19 protein-coding genes and 1 tRNA gene are annotated in these 15,952 nt (G+C 69.7%); 11 read left to right on the top strand and 9 right to left on the bottom strand.

All coding sequences use genetic code 11. The features are described from left to right. Nucleotides 1-368, bottom strand: a 368-nt coding sequence (locus OL599_RS24725; RefSeq protein ID WP_283949927.1) for a transcription antitermination factor NusB, incomplete at its 3' end; no start/stop codon positions are given. A gap of 159 nt (nt 369-527) precedes the next feature. Then, nucleotides 528-603: transfer RNA gene (locus OL599_RS24720), tRNA-Ala, on the bottom strand. Between the two features lie 172 nt (nt 604-775). Between OL599_RS24720 and OL599_RS24715 the strand changes: the two genes are divergently transcribed. From OL599_RS24715 to folD, 3 genes are read left to right on the top strand one after another with little or no spacing between them, the layout of a single operon-like run. Continuing rightward, complete coding sequence (locus tag OL599_RS24715; RefSeq protein ID WP_347403230.1) at nt 776-1,093, top strand: YggT family protein; 318 nt, start codon at nt 776-778, stop codon at nt 1,091-1,093. Beyond that, the gene (locus tag OL599_RS24710; RefSeq protein ID WP_264716718.1) at nt 1,093-1,392 is read left to right on the top strand and encodes a DUF167 domain-containing protein; all 300 of its coding nucleotides are present in this window, start codon (nt 1,093-1,095) and stop codon (nt 1,390-1,392) included. The genes OL599_RS24715 and OL599_RS24710 overlap by 1 nt, the downstream gene beginning before the upstream one ends. After that, on the top strand, nt 1,389-2,231 hold the full coding sequence (folD, locus tag OL599_RS24705; RefSeq protein ID WP_264716717.1) for a bifunctional methylenetetrahydrofolate dehydrogenase/methenyltetrahydrofolate cyclohydrolase FolD: 843 nt from the start codon (nt 1,389-1,391) through the stop codon (nt 2,229-2,231). Before OL599_RS24710 ends, folD begins: the two co-directional genes overlap by 4 nt. Before the next feature lie 20 nt (nt 2,232-2,251). On the opposite strand, the gene OL599_RS24700 is transcribed toward folD, so the two are convergent. Then, nucleotides 2,252-2,431 (bottom strand): DUF1674 domain-containing protein, encoded by a 180-nt coding sequence (locus OL599_RS24700; RefSeq protein WP_264716716.1) that lies wholly within the window; start codon nt 2,429-2,431, stop codon nt 2,252-2,254. Between the two features lie 102 nt (nt 2,432-2,533). On the opposite strand from OL599_RS24700, the gene OL599_RS24695 reads away from it, so the two are divergent. Then, a complete protein-coding gene (locus OL599_RS24695) occupies nt 2,534-3,529 on the top strand; it encodes a hypothetical protein (protein ID WP_264716715.1) in 996 nt (331 codons plus the stop codon). A 299-nt stretch (nt 3,530-3,828) separates the two neighbouring features. Next, nucleotides 3,829-4,356: a hypothetical protein gene (locus tag OL599_RS24690; protein WP_264716714.1), complete on the top strand. Its 528-nt coding sequence runs from the start codon at nt 3,829-3,831 to the stop codon at nt 4,354-4,356. Nucleotides 4,357-4,377: 21 nt separating this feature from the next. On the opposite strand, the gene OL599_RS24685 is transcribed toward OL599_RS24690, so the two are convergent. The 4 genes from OL599_RS24685 to OL599_RS24670 are packed head-to-tail and all read right to left on the bottom strand — an operon-like array spanning nt 4,378 to nt 6,414. Then, nucleotides 4,378-4,944 carry a redoxin domain-containing protein gene (locus tag OL599_RS24685; protein WP_264716712.1) on the bottom strand — a complete coding sequence of 189 codons (567 nt, stop codon included), beginning with the start codon at nt 4,942-4,944 and terminating at the stop codon, nt 4,378-4,380. Between the two features lie 31 nt (nt 4,945-4,975). Further along, on the bottom strand, nt 4,976-5,479 hold the full coding sequence (gene ccmE / locus OL599_RS24680) for a cytochrome c maturation protein CcmE (RefSeq protein WP_264716711.1): 504 nt from the start codon (nt 5,477-5,479) through the stop codon (nt 4,976-4,978). A gap of 25 nt (nt 5,480-5,504) precedes the next feature. Next, complete coding sequence (locus OL599_RS24675) at nt 5,505-5,642, bottom strand: hypothetical protein (RefSeq protein ID WP_264716710.1); 138 nt, start codon at nt 5,640-5,642, stop codon at nt 5,505-5,507. 4 nt (nt 5,643-5,646) lie between these two features. Continuing rightward, nucleotides 5,647-6,414 carry a heme ABC transporter permease gene (locus OL599_RS24670; RefSeq protein ID WP_264716709.1) on the bottom strand — a complete coding sequence of 256 codons (768 nt, stop codon included), beginning with the start codon at nt 6,412-6,414 and terminating at the stop codon, nt 5,647-5,649. Nucleotides 6,415-6,524: 110 nt separating this feature from the next. Here OL599_RS24670 and OL599_RS24665 point away from each other — a divergent pair, with 110 nt between their 5' ends. The 6 genes from OL599_RS24665 to OL599_RS24640 all read left to right on the top strand — a co-directional run bounded on the left by OL599_RS24665 (nt 6,525) and on the right by OL599_RS24640 (nt 12,077). After that, entirely contained in the window at nt 6,525-6,818 is a 294-nt protein-coding gene (locus OL599_RS24665) for a YciI family protein (RefSeq protein ID WP_264716708.1), read from the top strand. Next, nucleotides 6,818-7,231 carry an EVE domain-containing protein gene (locus tag OL599_RS24660; protein ID WP_264716707.1) on the top strand — a complete coding sequence of 138 codons (414 nt, stop codon included), beginning with the start codon at nt 6,818-6,820 and terminating at the stop codon, nt 7,229-7,231. Before OL599_RS24665 ends, OL599_RS24660 begins: the two co-directional genes overlap by 1 nt. Then, entirely contained in the window at nt 7,228-7,572 is a 345-nt protein-coding gene (locus tag OL599_RS24655) for a Rieske (2Fe-2S) protein (protein ID WP_264716706.1), read from the top strand. The genes OL599_RS24660 and OL599_RS24655 overlap by 4 nt, the downstream gene beginning before the upstream one ends. Nucleotides 7,573-7,630: 58 nt before the next feature. Next, a complete protein-coding gene (gene acs, locus OL599_RS24650) occupies nt 7,631-9,562 on the top strand; it encodes an acetate--CoA ligase (protein ID WP_264716705.1) in 1,932 nt (643 codons plus the stop codon). A 180-nt stretch (nt 9,563-9,742) separates the two neighbouring features. After that, on the top strand, nt 9,743-10,564 hold the full coding sequence (locus OL599_RS24645; RefSeq protein WP_264716704.1) for a glycosyltransferase family 2 protein: 822 nt from the start codon (nt 9,743-9,745) through the stop codon (nt 10,562-10,564). 7 nt (nt 10,565-10,571) lie between these two features. Beyond that, on the top strand, nt 10,572-12,077 hold the full coding sequence (locus tag OL599_RS24640) for a hypothetical protein (RefSeq protein WP_264716703.1): 1,506 nt from the start codon (nt 10,572-10,574) through the stop codon (nt 12,075-12,077). Between the two features lie 8 nt (nt 12,078-12,085). Here OL599_RS24640 and pepN read toward each other — a convergent pair whose 3' ends face one another. Further along, on the bottom strand, nt 12,086-14,728 hold the full coding sequence (pepN, locus tag OL599_RS24635; protein WP_264716702.1) for an aminopeptidase N: 2,643 nt from the start codon (nt 14,726-14,728) through the stop codon (nt 12,086-12,088). 102 nt (nt 14,729-14,830) lie between these two features. Continuing rightward, nucleotides 14,831-15,952, bottom strand: a 1,122-nt coding sequence (locus tag OL599_RS24630; protein WP_264716701.1) for an ATP-binding protein, incomplete at its 5' end; no start/stop codon positions are given.

Here is a 15,952-nt window from a genome sequence, read left to right as displayed (position 1 = left end):
GCGGCCACGCGCCGCAGCACCGCGTTCACCAGCGGGCCGAACGGCACCAGCCCGCGGCTGCGCGCCAGTGCCACGGCGGTGGCGACGGCGGCGTGCGGCGGCGTCTCCAGCAGCAGCAGCCCGGCCGCGCCCAGCCGCAGCACGTGCCGCACCGGGATCGGCGGGGCCTTCTTCAGGAACGGCTCCAGGGCGGCATCCAGGGAACCCATGCGGCGCAGCACGGCTGCGGCGAGGCGGTGCCCCGCGGCACGGTCGCGTGCGTCCATCGCCGGCAGCGCGTCCAGCGCCTCCTCCAGCGGACGGTGCCGGTCGAGCACCGCGGTCAGCAGGTCGAACGCGGCGGCGCGGGTCGGATCGGCTATCGGCATGCGATGTTCCTGCCGGCGCGCGATCACCGGGTCGTCCACGGCATGGCGTGTGCCGGTCCAGCCGTCGCCTCCGGCGCCGTCGTCGGGGCCAGGACAAGGAACAGGGCGCACATCATCTCACCTCGCGGGGATTTCGGCTGGAGAGCCCGGGCGGGATGGTGGTGGAGCTGAGGGGAATCGAACCCCTGACCTCCTCATTGCGAACGAGGCGCTCTCCCAACTGAGCTACAGCCCCATCCCGCGCCGAAGCGGCGGCCAACGCTGGGCCGCGTGCAGGGCGCGGACAATGCTGATGCGGGCATGCCAAGTCAAGCCGGATCACCGCGCCGGCACGGCATGGCCGAGTTCCGCCGGTTGCGGATCGATAGGGGCCCAGCTAGCTTGCGCCACCTTAACCGGGGGCCCGCGTGATCACGATCCTCTATCAAATCGTCAATGAAATCCTGAACCTGTACAAGTGGGCCGTGATCCTGGCCGCGGTGTTCAGCATGCTGGTGGCGTTCGGCGTGCTGGACACGCGCAACCGGCTGGTCTGGACGATCGGGGATTTCCTGTACCGGGTCACCGAGCCGGCGCTGCGGCCGATCCGCAACTTCCTGCCGAACTTCGGCGGCCTGGACCTCAGCCCGCTGGTGCTGATCTTCGTCATCTACGTGGCGCAGATGGTGCTGGCCCGCGTCTACGGCGCCATCGTCTACGGCAATATCCAGGGCCTGTTGCTGTAATGACGTTCTGGCGCATCGGCACCGGCGGGGTATCGGTGTCCGTCAAGGTGCAGCCGAAATCCCGCCATCCCGGGCTGCAGGGCCGCGCCCCCGCGGTAGACGGCGAGCGGTTGCGCATCGGGGTCGCCGAGGCGGCGGAGGATGGGCGTGCCAACCACGCCGCCTGCGCCACCCTGGCCCACGCGCTGAACCTGCCGGCCTCCTCCGTCTCGGTCGCACTGGGCGCGACCAGCCGGGAGAAGACCCTGCGCGTCGCCGGCGACCCGGCCGCCATCGTCGCACGGCTGGCCGCGCTGTGAGCGCGCGCATCATCGACGGCAAGGCGATCGCCGCGACCTTGCGCGCCAAGATACGGCAATACGTGGCGGAGCTGGGCTACCAGCCCGGACTGGCGGTGATCCTGGTGGGCGACAACCCCGCCAGCACCGTCTATGTCCGCAACAAGGACCGGGCGGCGCGCGAAGCCGGGATTGCCGCCCGCACCATCCGCCTGCCCGCCGCCACCTCCGAGGCGGAGCTGCTCGCCACCGTCGCCGCCTTGAACGACGACCCGTCGGTGGACGGCATCCTGGTGCAGCTTCCCTTGCCTGAGCAGATCCGCGCCCAGGCGGTGATCGACGCCATCGACCCCGCGAAGGACGTGGACGGGCTGACCCAGGTGAATGCCGGGCGGCTGTTGGCGGGGGTGCGCGGGCTGGTGCCGTGCACGCCGCTGGGGGTGATGAAGCTGCTGGCGGCGGCCGGCGTGAGCCTGACCGGCGCCCGCGCCCTGGTGCTCGGCCGCTCCGTGCTGGTCGGCAAGCCGGTGGCAGCACTGCTGACTGCGGCCGATGCCACCGTGACGCTGGCGCATTCGCGCAGCCGCGACCTGCCCGCGGAATGCCGCCGCGCCGAGGTGGTGGTGGCCGCCGTCGGCCGGCCGGAAATGGTCCGCGGCGACTGGATCGCGCCGGGCGCGGTGGTGATCGATGTCGGCATCAACCGCCTGCCGGAAGGGCGGCTGGTCGGCGACGTCGCCTTTGCCGAATGCGCCGCGGTCGCGGGCGCAATCACCCCGGTTCCCGGCGGCGTGGGGCCGATGACGATCGCCTGCCTGCTGGAGAACACCGTCACCGCGGCCATGCTGCGCCGCGCGTAGCGGTGGCGCGGCGCATCCTGTCAGAAGTCGGTGCAGCGGCCCTTTTGTTCCCAGTCGCCATACCGGGTCGGCTCGGGGCCTGCCGGCCCGCCGATCTCCTTGGGCAGGGTGGGCGGGGCCGGCCTGGTCGCCGCGACCTGGCTGCGATCCGTGTCCGAGGCCTGTGCCGGGGCCTCGCCCGGCTGTGCGGTCTGTTCCATCATGCGCTCAACATGGCACGGATAGGCCGCCCCGCAAGCGCCCGACATGACAGGCGACGGGCGCCCCGGGCGGGATATCCAAGCGGCACACCAAGGAAATCGATGCACCTTCCCCCAAAACTGGCCGGGCGGCTCCGCCAACTCTGCATCGCCGGCGCGCTCGCCGCCGTGACGGCCCCGGCCCTGGCCGAGCCGCCGCGGCCGCCGCGTGGCCCGTTGGCCATGCGCGAGATCGTCGTCGTCAACCGCAGCCGCCATGCGATCCAGGAGATCTATGTTTCGCCCGCCACCGCCGACCAGTGGGGCAACGACCGGCTGGGCGACGACACCGTCGATCCCGGCGGGTCGTTCCGCGTGCGCCTGGGCCGCAGCCGCGAGTGCAGCTTCGACATCCAGGTGATCTACGACGATGCCAGCCGCGAGGAGAGCCGCGGCCTCGATATCTGCCGCACCCGCCAGGTGAGCTTCAACGGCTCGGCGGCCATCGTGCCGCCCGACGCGTTTGCGGCCGAACACGAGGTGACGCTGGTGAACCGGTCGGAAAGGCCGATCCAGCAGGTGTTCATTTCGTCCAGCAGCGCCGACCAGTGGGGCGAGGACCGGCTGACGCAGGACGACATCGCACCTGACCACACGCGCAGCATCACCTATCGCGGCGCCTGCACCTCCGACCTGCGGATCGTGTTCGACAACCGCTCGGCCGAGGAGCGCCGCGCCCTCGACCTGTGCGCTACGCCGGCGCTGGTGATCCGGCCGGGATGGACCACCGAGGACGTGCCGCAGGTGCCGCACGCCACCCGCCAGCCCCCCGATGCAGCCGCAGGCAGGGTCGTCCTGGTCGCCAACCGCTCTGGCAGCGCTGTGACCGAATTCTACCTGTTCCCCGAGGACGCGCCGCCGGGCGCGATGGAGCGCAGCCACGATCTGCTTGGCAACGCCGTGCTGCCGCAGGGTGGCCGCATCGTCCTGCCGTTCAGCCGGGGCAGCGCCTGCCGCTTCGCCGCCCGCGTGGGGCATGGCGGCGACCGTACGCAGCAGGAACTGACGGGGATCGATCTATGCAGGTCCGCCGAAGTCACGGTGCCGCCGGCACAGTAACGCCGGTGTGAAGACTCAAAATTCTGGTCGCCGATTCCTCATTTTGATTGCGCAGACTCCAGCAATTCACCGTTTTGATATCGCAATACTATATCCAGACTGCAGGCTCTGCACGCTTAATTGATAGGGCGCAAGAAATCTGCAAACTGCTTGAGAAAACGAGGCAATTCAGCTAGCTAGCTGGAATGGTCCCTCAGGCAGCCGGTCAATTTCCCGCGAGACGCGGTTCGCGGCGCCGGCGCAAGACGCAGTGGTGGAAGGCATTCGCCTCTCCGCGCTGGCTACTGCTGGCGGCGCCGGTGCTGCTGCTGCCGCTTGCCGTCATCCTGTTCACCGGAGACGACGCGCGCCTCTCGCCGGTCGAGCAGGCGATCGTGGCGCTGCCCATCGCCGGCGACGCCGATGCCGATGCAGGTGCCACGACGTCCCCGCTGGGCGTCGGCGGCCGGCTGCCGGCCAGCTTCAGCATGCCGCTCTATGCCAACTCGGCACGCGCCGAGGCCTTGCGCATTTCCATGCGTGGTGACGACGCCGCAACGCCGGGGGACGGGATGGATTTCCTCGGTTCCGAATTCGCCACGCTGCATCCGCGATCGCGGGCCGGCGAGGGCGGGCTCATCGGCCATATTCAGCTGATGTACAGCACGCCGATGGCGCTCGACCTGAGTGCGACGATCTTCCAGGAATTCTGCAATGCGCAGCCGGGCGATCCGTTCTTCGACGCCGACGTCGCAACGTTGCCGATCGCCCCGCGCCTGCGCGAGGCGCTGACGCGTTTCATCCCCACCGCCGCGAACATCACTTTCTGTCCGCGCCTGGCGCGCTGAAACGCGGCTAGGCGCTGCCGGTCAGGACGTGACCTTGCGCAGCGCCGGCAGCAACTGCCGATCCACGACCGGCTTCGTCAGCGGACCGGACATGTGCCATTTGACGATGCCCTCGCCGTTGACCAGGAACGTGTCGGGCACGCCCCGAACGCCCCAGTCGACCGCGACCCGCCCGGGTTCGTCGGCGGCGACGCGGGCATAGGGATTGCCGTAGCGCTCCAGGAAGGCTGCGGTGTTGCGCGGCGCTTCCATGAAGGTGATGCCCCAGATCACCACGCCATGCCGCTTGAGATCGAGCAGCAGCACCACCTGCTCGACGCAGATCCGGCTCCATCCGGCGAAGAAGTTGACGAGCACGGGCTGTCCGGCCGCAAGGTCGAGCGAGCCGAAGCCGGCGCCGCCCAGCCCCGGCAGCCGGAACGGCGGCACCTTGCGCCCGGTCAGCACGCTGGGCGTGCCGAGCGGGTCGACGGCGTCGCCGAGCTCCTGGCGCAGCAGGCGCCAGACGGCCAGGCCGCCAACAGCGACGCCGCCGGCGCCGATGAGGGCGGCCGGCAGGATCAGCAGCGTGCGGCGGTCGGAATTCATGACTCAGACCCGACGCGAACGCTGTCCGCAATCATCCGCCGTTTTTGGGGGCAGTCAGCGTATTCCATGTGGCAGCCGGGGGCGGCGGACCTTGGTCGGGGTTCCAGTGGCCGGACTTCTTCAGCGCGTCCGCCACCTCCTTCGGCATATAGGTCTCGTCGTGCTTGGCCAGCACCTCGGCGGCCATAAACACTCCGTCAGCGCGTAACGTTCCGAGCGCCACCACGCCCTGCCCTTCGCGGAACAGGTCCGGCAGGATGCCGACATATTCCACCGGCACCGCAGCGCCACCGTCGGTGACGCGGAAGCGCGCGCCCGGCTTGCCGCCCAGCCGCGTGCGCTCCACGCTGCCGGCCTCGACCAGCCCGCCCAGCCGGAAGGTCCGCCCGGGCGCGGGCGCCTTGGTGCCGACGTCGGAGGGCGCCACGAAGAAGACGATGCTGTCGTTGAACGCCGACAGGGTCAGTGCCGCGGCGCTGCCGAGGCAGACGCCACTGGCCAGCAGGATGATCAGGCGGCGTTTCTTGCGGGTCATGCGTGACGACTCATGTCCGGCCGGCTCATGTCCGGCCCCTGGGGTCGATGGCGGCCAACCGGCGCCGGGCGCGCCGCATGCGCGCCCAGGCGGAGACGGCGAAGCCGCCGCCAATGACCACGGCCAGGCCATAGGAGGCCATGATGTAGGTCAAATGGTCCATGACGTCAGCCGCTCTCCCGCGCGCGGGCCATCAGCAGCGCACGGATGCGCCGCTCCATCACCGCGGCGCGCAGCCGGGCGGTGACGATGGCGGCGAAGCCCAGGGTGAAGCCCAGCGCGCAGATCAGCAGCGGCCAGAGCATGCCGACATACATGCTGGGCGCGCCGGTCAGCGTGATGGTCGAGGGCTGGTGCAGCGTGTTCCACCAGTCGACCGAGAACTTGATGATCGGCAGGTCCACCACGCCGACCAGCGCCAGGATGGCCCCGGCGCGATAGCCGCGCTGCGGGTCGTCGAAGGCGCGCACCAGGGCGACATGGCCGAGATACAGGAAGAACAGCACCAGCATCGAGGTCAGGCGCGCATCCCATACCCACCAGGCGCCCCAGGTCGGCTTGCCCCACAGGCTGCCGGTGGCCAGGCACAGGGCGGCGAAGCCGGCGCCCACCGGCCCGATCTCGACGGCCGCCAGGTCGGCCAGGGGATGCCGCCAGACCAGCGACAGCACCGAGCAGACGGCCAGCGCCACGTAGCCCGACGAGGCCAGCCAGGCCGCTGGCACGTGCACGTACATGATCCGCACCGAGTCGCCCTGCTGCCAGTCCGCCGGCGCGAAGAACAGCCCCCAGGCGAAGCCCGCGGCCGTGAGGATCGCCGCCGCGACCGCCAGCGGCGGCAACAAGCGCCCGGATATCCGCAGGAAGCGGCCGGGATTGGCGAAACGGTGCAGGTTGCGCACCGGCTGCGGCGAGCGGGAGAGGGTGGCGTCCACGCCGCCAACATAGTCCCGTGCCGGCGCGGTTTGAAGGCGCGCGGGTTCGGGGAGTTTCCTGCCATGCGCCGCCCTCGTAATGTCGGGCCCGCCCCGCACAGGAGTCCGCGATGCTGTTTGCCCTGATCTGCACCGACACCCCCGGCAGCCTGGAGCTGCGCATGGCGACCCGGCCGCAGCATCTGGCCTATCTCGAGACCTACGCCAGCAAGCTGATGCATGCCGGCGCCATCCTCGACATCGACGGGCGGCCGTGCGGCAGCCTGCTCGTGATCGACGTGGCCGACCGGGCCGAGGCGCAGGGCTTCGCCGCCGCCGATCCCTACGCCCGTGCGGGATTGTTCGAGAGCGTGGTGATCCGGCCGTTCCGGCCGGTCTACAAGGACGGCGAGAAGCTGGTCTGATGGCACACTGGCTGGTGAAATCCGAACCCGACGCCTTCAGCTGGGCGCAGCAGGTGGCCAACGGCGTGGAGCCCTGGACCGGCGTGCGCAACCACATGGCCAAGAACAACCTCAAGGCCATGCGCCTGGGCGACCGGGCCTTCTTCTACCACTCCAATGTCGGCAAGGAGATCGTCGGCATCGTCGAGGTGGTGCGCGAGGCCTACCCCGATCCCACCGCCGAGAGCGGAGACTGGGTGAGCGTCGACATGAAGGCGATCGGGCCGCTGCCGCGGCCGGTGACGCTGGCCGAGCTGAAGACCGACCCGCGCTTCGCCGAGCTGGCGCTGATCCGCCAGTCCCGGCTTTCGGTCATGCCGGTGTCGGACCTGCACTGGCAGCTGATCGCGCGGCTGGGCGGCTGGAAGGCATGAGCCGGCGCGCATTGTGCCGGATCGACGAGATCCCGGATGGCGGCAGCAAGGGCTTCGGTCCGTCGGCGGGCGGTTTCACCGGCTTGTTCGCGGTGCGGCGCGGCGACGAGGTGGTGGTCTACGTCAATTCCTGCCCGCATATCGGCGTGCCGCTCGATTGGGCGCCGGACCGGTTCCTGTCGCGTGACGGCAGCCGCATCGTCTGTTCGATGCACGGCGCCGAGTTCACGATCGCCGACGGACGGTGCACCCGGGGGCCCTGCCTTGGCGATCGGCTGGAAGCAGTTATGATCGAAATCGAGGACGGGACCGTCCTCGTGCCCGCGGATGCCGGCCTGTAGGGGCGACCACGGGAGAGCGAGGCCGGCCTGCATGAGGTCCAGGACGGGAAAGCAAACCATGAGTGACATCCTGTTTCCGGTGAAGCCGGAAATCGCCGCGACTGCCCACGTCAACGCGGAGCAATACAAGGCCATCTATGCCCGCGCCGCCACCGACCCGGCCGGCTACTGGGCCGAGGAGTGCAAGCGCATCGCCTGGATGAAGCCACCGACCCGGATCCTCAGCGGCGACTTCCATGGCGACGTGCGGGTGAAGTGGTTCGAGGACGGCACCCTGAACGCCTCGGTGAGCTGCCTGGACCGCCATCTCGCCACGCGCGGCGACCAAGTGGCCATCATCTGGGAAAGCGATGACCCCAACGTCTCGACCAAGATAACCTATCGCCAGCTGTACGAGCAGGTCTGCCGCTTCGCCAACGCGCTGAAGGTGCTGGGCGTGCGGAAGGGCGACCGCGTGTGCATCTACCTGCCGATGGTGGTCGAGGCGGCGGTGGCGATGCTGGCCTGCGCGCGCCTCGGCGCCGCGCACACCGTGGTGTTCGGCGGCTTCTCGCCGGACAGCCTGGCCCAGCGCATCAAGGATGCCGGCGTGCGGGTGCTGATCACCGCCGACGAAGGCCGCCGCGGCGGCCGCAAGGTGCCGCTGAAGGCCAATTCCGATGCCGCCCTGCGGCAATGCCCGGATGTGCACAGCGTGGTAGTGGTGAAGGTCACCGGCGGCGACGTGCCCATGCAGACGGGGCGCGACCACGATTACGCCACGCTGTGCGCCGCCGCCTCCCCCGACTGCCCGCCCACGGAGATGAACGCCGAGGACCCGCTGTTCGTGCTGTACACCTCCGGCAGCACCGGGCAGCCGAAGGGCGCCCTGCACACCACCGGCGGCTACATGGTCTGGGCCAGCTACACGCATGAGCTGGTGTTCGACTACCGCCCGGGCGAGGTATACTGGTGCACCGCAGATGTCGGCTGGGTGACCGGGCACACCTACATCGTCTATGGCCCGCTGGCCAACGGCGCGACCACGCTGATGTTCGAGGGCGTGCCGACCTATCCCGACGCCAGCCGCTTCTGGCAGGTCGTGGACAAGCACCAGGTGAACATCTTCTACACCGCGCCCACGGCCATCCGCAGCCTGATGCGCGAGGGCGAGGCGCCGGTGGAGAAGACCAGCCGCAAATCCCTGCGCCTGCTGGGCAGCGTGGGCGAGCCGATCAACCCCGAGGCCTGGCTGTGGTACCACCGCGTGGTCGGCGAGCATCGCTGCCCGATCGTGGACACCTGGTGGCAGACCGAGAACGGCGGCATCATGATCAGCCCGCTGATCGGCGCGATCGCGCTGAAGCCGGGTTCGGCGACGCGGCCGCTGCCGGGCGTGCTGCCGGTACTGGTGGACGCCGAGGGCCGTGAGCTGGAAGGCGAGGTCGAAGGCAATCTGTGCATCAAGGCGCCGTGGCCGGGAATGATGCGCACCGTGTACGGCGACCACGACCGCTTCGTGCAGACCTATTTCAGCACGTACAAAGGCTACTACTTCACCGGCGACGGCGCCCGGCGCGACGCCGACGGGTATTTCTGGATCACCGGGCGCGTCGACGACGTGATCAACGTCGCCGGCCATCGCATGGGCACCGCCGAGGTGGAAAGCGCCCTGGTGGCGCATCCGAAAGTGGCCGAGGCGGCGGTCGTCGGTTTCCCGCACGACATCAAGGGCCAGGGCATCTATGCCTACGTGACCTTGAAGGTGGGCGAGGAGCCCAACGACGCGCTGCGCAAGGAGCTGATCGCATGGGTGCGCAAGGAGATTGGCCCGATCGCTGCCCCCGATACCCTGCAATGGGCGCCGAGTCTGCCGAAGACGCGCAGCGGCAAGATCATGCGCCGCATCCTGCGCAAGATCGCCGCCAACGAAACGGACGGGCTGGGTGACACCTCCACCCTGGCCGATCCCAGCGTGGTCAAGGACCTGATCGAGCACCGCGCCGGCTGATCCGCATGGCGTCTGCCGCGGACGGATGCGTCCGCGGCAGATACCGTGACGCAGGGGCGCGGACGCCGGCGCGACACGGTTGCGCAAAACGGACGGCTCGTGCAACGTTCGAGCATTCCAGACATCGCGGCACCACGATTCGGCCGGCATGGCGCTGGTACTCGATAGACGGGCCGTCGCATGATCCTGGGCAAGAGAGTTGCGGTCGTGCTGCCCGCCTACAACGCGTCGAAGACGCTGCAGCGGACCTTTGCCGAAATCCCGCAGGATATCGTCGACGACATCATCCTCACCGACGATGCCAGCACCGATGACACGGTTGCGCTGGCCCGCCGGCTGGGCATCTTCACGCTGCGGCACGACCGCAACCGCGGCTACGGCAGCAACCAGAAGACCTGCTACACCGAAGCGCTCGCCCGCGGCGCCGACATCGTGGTGATGCTGCACCCCGACTACCAGTACACGCCGCGGCTGGTGACGGCGATGGCGTCGATGATCGCGTCGGAACAATTCGATGTGGTGCTGGGCTCGCGCATTCTCGGACGCGGCGCGCTGGCCGGCGGCATGCCGGTCTACAAATACGTCGCCAACCGGCTGCTCACGCTGATCCAGAACCTGCTGGTCGGGCAGAAGCTGTCGGAATACCACACCGGCTATCGCGCCTGGAGCCGCGCGGTGCTGGAGCGCCTGCCGTTGCAGGCCTGTTCCGCCGATTTCGTGTTCGACAACCAGATGCTCGCCCAGGCGATGTATTTCGGCTTCCGCATCGGCGAGATCTCCTGCCCGACGAAATACTTCCCGGACGCCTCCTCCATCAACCTGCGCCGCAGCATCGTCTATGGGTTCGGCGTGCTGCAGACCGCCCTGCTGTTCCGCCTGCAGACGCTCGGTTTGGCGCGCGCAACCATCTTCGAGGATTCGGCGCAGCGCCGACTGCCCGTGTCCTGCCGCGTCGCGCTGGCCGACGACGTGGCGCCCCTGGTCCACGGTTCGGCCCGCTAGACACCGCATGCACCTGCCGACGATGGCGCGGCGCCACGCCGCCGACATTGCGATCACCGCGTTCTTCGTCGCATTCATGGTGGCGCGGATCGCCGACCACGCCATGTGGCGGGACGAGTTGAACGCCTGGGGCATCGTGCTCGCCAGCCCGACGCCGGCGGCGCTGTTCCACAACATGCACTACGAGGGCCATCCGGCCCTGTGGCACATGCTGCTGTGGCTGACCGCGAAGATCACCGCCGCCCCGGCCGCGATGAAGGTGGTGCACGCCGCCATCGCGGCCGGCGTGATCGTCATGGTCGGCCTGGTCTCGCCATTCTCCAGGCTGGAGCGGGTGCTGCTGCTGGCGGGCTATTTCATCAGCTACGAATACAGCGTGATCAGCCGGAACTACGGGATCTGCCTGCTGCTGGCGCTGGTCTATGCGCAGTTGCGGATCGCCCGCCCGGACCGGCTGTTCACCAACGCGGCCCTGCTCGGGCTGATGGCGAATACCAATGTCTACGGCGCAATCCTGTCCGGCGCGCTGGCGCTGGAATACCTGGTCGACCGCGTGGCGACGGCGCGCCGGCCGGGCGCGCGCCTGGAGCACCGGCTGCTGTCGGCCGCCATGCTGTATCTGCTCGGATTCGCGCTCGCCGTGGCCACAATGGCGCCGGCGGCCGACATCGGCTGGGAGGTTTCGCAGCCGCTGACGCTGCATGCCAGCCCGGGACATTTCCTGAAGACGTTCCTGCGCTTCATCGCCGTGCCGTTCGTCCCGATCAAGCCCGCCCTCCTGTCCCCCGCGTTCTGGCTGCATCCGAATGAGCACGACGGGATCGCCAGCCTGTGGCTGCCGATCCTGATCGCTGGCGTGCTGTGCGCCGGCATTGCCGCGATCTTCCGCCGCGACCGGGTGCTGTGGCTGCCGATCGGGCTCGCCGTCGCCGGGTCCGTGATCTTCGGCCATCTGGTCTACAGCACCGGAATCCGGCATTGGGGCATCTCGTTCATCATCTTCCTGACAGCGCTGTGGATGCAGCGCATGCGCCGCCCCGGCCGTTCGGCGCTGGTGCTGGCGCTGCTCGCCATCGGCGCCGCCGGCGGGCTGCAGGCAGCGGCCGCGCAATGGATCGCGCCACACTCGATGGCCGGCGCGACCGCCCGCTGGATCGAGCGGCACCAGTTGCAGGACGCAGCCTTGGTGGGAACGCCGGACACGACCGTGGTCGCCGTGGCCGAGGAACTCGGCCGGCCGATCTACATGCTGGAATGCGGCTGCGTCCGCAGCTACATGCGCTTCTCGCGCGACCGCGACGGCTTCACGCCGGACCGGATTCCCGTGGCGCTGGCACGGGCGGCCAGCGCATTGCGCGGGCGCGACGTGCTCTTCGTTGTCACGTCGCCGCTCGCGCCGCCGCTTCTCGACGCCATCGCGCAGCAGGCGCTGCGGCTCACCCTTCTGACCGCGCAGACGGGCGCGCGGACCGACGAGAACTTCTACCTGTACCGGGTCGAACAGCGCCCGTAGCGCCGGCGCTACCCCAGCGCCTTCGACGCCTTCTCGTAGGTGCCACGGCTGAGTTTCGGCAACGCCAGGATGCGCTCCAGCTCGCCGCGCATCAGCGCCGCCCGGGCCTCGTCCTGACGCCGCCACGCGCCGAGCGGGTTCACCATCCGCGCCGCGGTCTGGCTGTTGATGGGATCGAGGGCGAGGATCACGTCGGCGAGGAAGCGATAGCCGGCGCCGGACGCATCGTGGAAGCGCACCTGATTGCCGGCCGCGAACGCACCGGCGAGCGCGCGGGCGCGGTTCGGGTTGCGCAGGTCGAAATCGGGATGGCGGTACAGGCGCCGCACTTCGTCGATGGTTTGCGGCCGCGGCGACATGGCCTGGATCGCGAACCACTTGTCCAGCACCAGGTCGTCGCCGCGCCAGCGCGCATGGAACGTGGCCAGCGCGTCCTCGCGCGCCGGCGCATCGGTGGCCGCCAGCACCTCCAGCGCCGCCAGCACGTCGGTCATGTTGCCGCCGGCGTCGAACTGCGCCTTGGCCAGCGCCACGCCGGCATCGCCGGCCGCGCCCAGGTAAGCGAGGCAGGCATTACGCAACGCGCGGCGGCCGATCGCGAGCCCGTCGATCCGGTACTCGCCGCGATCCGTCAGCCGGTCATACGTCGCCCGCAACGCAGCGCCCAGCCGCCGACCGATCTCCGTGCGCAGGAAGCGGCGCACCGCATGGATCGCCTCGACATCGGCCACCTTCATCTGGTCGGCGACGAACGCCTCGCCCGGCAGCAGCAATGCCTCCGCGGCGAAGCCGGGGTCGCGGTCGGCGTCAGCGAGCGTGGCCGCCAGCGCGTCCGCCAGCCCGTCATCCAGCGCCAGCGCCTCGTCGCGGCGCCAGCGCGACACCAGATCCAGCATCACCCCGGTCGCGTATTGCTGGCCGGAGTCCCAGCGCACGAACGGATCGGTGTCGTGCGCGGCCAGGAAGCGCAGGCGCTCCGGCGCGATGCCCGAGAGCTTGACCGGCGCCGAGTAGCCGCGCAGCAGCGACGGCACCGGCGGCGCCGGGATGTCGGTGAACACGAAGCTCTGCTCGGCATCCCGCAGCAGCAACATGCGCGTGCCCGGCTGCGTGCCGCCGTCCAGGGTGGTGGCGAGCTCCCGCCCTTCGGGGCCCAGCAGGCCCATGGCAACCGGGATCGGCAACGGCCGCTTCTCCGGCTGGCCGGGCGTGGGGTGCGTCGATTGCCGCAGCGTCAGCGTATAGCGGCGCGTCGCGGCATCGTAGGCGTCCGCCACCGACAGTTCGGGCGTGCCGGCCTGCGCGTACCAGGCAATGAACGCGGTGAGGTCCACGCCCGCTCCGTCCTGCAACGCGCGCACGAAATCCTCGATGGTGACGGCCTGGTTGTCGTGGCGGGCGACGTACAGGTCCATGCCCTTGCGGAACCCCGCAGGCCCCAGCAGCGTGTGCAGCATCCGCACCACCTCCGCCCCCTTCTGGTAGACGGTGGCGGTGTAGAAGTTGTCGATGGCGATGTAGCTGTCGGGCCGCACCGGATGGGCCAGCGGGCCGTCATCCTCGGGGAACTGCGCGGCGCGCAGCCGGCGCACGTCGGCCAACCGCTTCACCGCCGGGCTGCCCTGGTCGGCGGAGAACTGCTGGTCGCGGAACACCGTCAGCCCTTCCTTCAGCGACAACTGGAACCAGTCGCGGCAGGTGATGCGATTGCCGGTCCAGTTGTGGAAATACTCGTGCGCGATGACGGTCTCGATGCCCTGGTAGTCGGTGTCCGTCGCCGTCTCCGGCCGCGCCAGCACGTATTTCGTGTTGAAGACGTTGAGCCCCTTGTTCTCCATCGCCCCCATGTTGAAGTCCGACACGGCGGCGATGTTGAACACGTCGAGGTCGTATTCGAGGCCGTAGACATCCTCGTCCCACTTCATCGACGTCTTCAGCGACTGCATCGCGTGCGCGCACCGGTCCTCGTCGCCGGCGCGCACCCAGATCGCCAGATCCACGTTCCGGCCCGAGCGCGTGGTGAAGCTGTCGCGCACCGCGACGAGGTCGCCGGCGACCAATGCGAACAGGTAGGACGGCTTTGGATGCGGATCGACCCATGTGGCCCAGTGGCGTGCCCCGTCCATCCCGTTCGCGGTGGGATTGCCGTTGGACAGCAGCACCGGATAGCGCGCGCGGTCGGCGACGATGGTGGTGGTGAAGCGCGCCATCACGTCGGGGCGGTCGGGGAACCAGGTGATGCGGCGGAACCCTTCCGCCTCGCACTGGGTGAAGAAGTTGCCGCCGGAGACATACAGTCCGCTCAGCTCGGAATTCTGCTCGGGCGCGATCCGCGTCTCGATCTCGATGGTGCAGGCGTCCGGCAGGTCGAGGATCACCAGTCCGCCGTCGGGCTGCACGGAATAGCGGTTGGCGCTCAGCGCCTCGCCGTCCAGCTTCACGCTCAGCAGCGTCAGCGCCTCGCCGTCCAGATGCAGCGGCGCGGTGGGGTCGCCATGAGCGGGATTGCGCCGGACCGCCAGGCGCGAGCGCACCACCGTTGCCGCCGGGTCGAGGTCGAAACGCAGGTCGACGGTCTCGACCAGGAAGGCCGGCGGCAGGTAGTCGGTGCGGTGGATGGCGTGCAGGGCGGCATCGGTGATGTCGGGCATGGTATCTCCGGTTCGCGGCGGCGGCGGTGAACATGCCCCCAATCCGACCGTCGGTCACGCCCGGGCCGTGACGTGATGCCGAGGCCGGGGAACCGGCCCCAGCTATTTCTCCGGGCCGAGTGGCAGCCAGACGCTGAAGGTGGAGCCGCGGCCTTCCTCGCTCTCGATGGCGAGCAGGCCGCGATGGCGGTTGACGATATGCTTCACGATCGCGAGCCCCAGTCCGGTGCCCCCCGCCGAGCGGGACCGCCCTTTGTCCACGCGGTAGAACCGCTCGGTCAGCCGCGGCACATGGGCGCGGGCGATGCCGGGCCCCTCATCGGTCACCGCCACCACCACGCCGGGCCGCGCCGGCCAGCGCCCGCCGGGTTTCGGCGTCGCCGCCGACAGCCGCACCGTGCCGCCGGCGCGGCCGTATTTCACGGCGTTCTCGACCAGGTTGTTCAACACCTGCGCGAGCTGGTCGGCATCGGCGGATACCGTGGGCAGGCCGGGCTCGATGTCCAGTTCCAGGCTCACCTTGCGCTCGGTCAGCCGCGGCTCGAACCCGGCCGCCACGCTCCTTGCGACATCGGACAGGGCGACCTGCTCGGATGGCGGCTGGTGCTCGGTCAGCTCGACGCGCGACAGGCTCAGCAGGTTGTCGATCAGCCGGTTCATGCGCTCGGCCTGTTCGGCCATGATGCCCAGGAAGCGCCGCTGCGCCGGCGGGTCGTCGGCGGCGGGGCCGCGCAGCGTGTCGATGAAGCCGATCAGGCTGGCCAGCGGGGTGCGCAGCTCATGGCTGACATTGGCGACGAAATCGGCGCGCATCCGCTCCACCGCCCGCTCGCGCGTGCGATCGGACAGCACCACGATCGCCTGCCCGCCATCGGCCAGGGGCGGATCGAGGAAGATCACGGTCGCGTGCACTTCGCGCTCGGTCGGCACGGGCAGGATCAGCTCGGCGGTCTGGCCCGTTCTCTGGGCATAGGCACGGTCGATCGCGCCGCGCAGCACGGGATGGCGGAGCACCGCGGCGATGTCGGCGCCGAAGGCGGCGCGGGCCGCGGCATTGGTCCGCTGCACCGCCTGGTCGCCGCCCAGCACCAGCAGCGGGTCCGGCAGGCGCTCCACGATCGCCTCGTTCGCGCGCAGCGCCTCGCCCAGCTGGGCCGCCCGGGCGGCCAGGGGGCGGGCCAGCCGTTCGATGCTGCGGGCGATGCGCTCGATCGGCGGCAGGCG

The sequence above is a fragment of the Limobrevibacterium gyesilva genome (genome assembly GCF_025989185.1).
Classification (GTDB): Bacteria; Pseudomonadota; Alphaproteobacteria; order Acetobacterales; family Acetobacteraceae; genus Limobrevibacterium; species Limobrevibacterium gyesilva.
The sequence above is the reverse complement of the archived record's forward strand: the minus strand, read 5'-3'. Positions and strand labels throughout refer to the sequence as shown.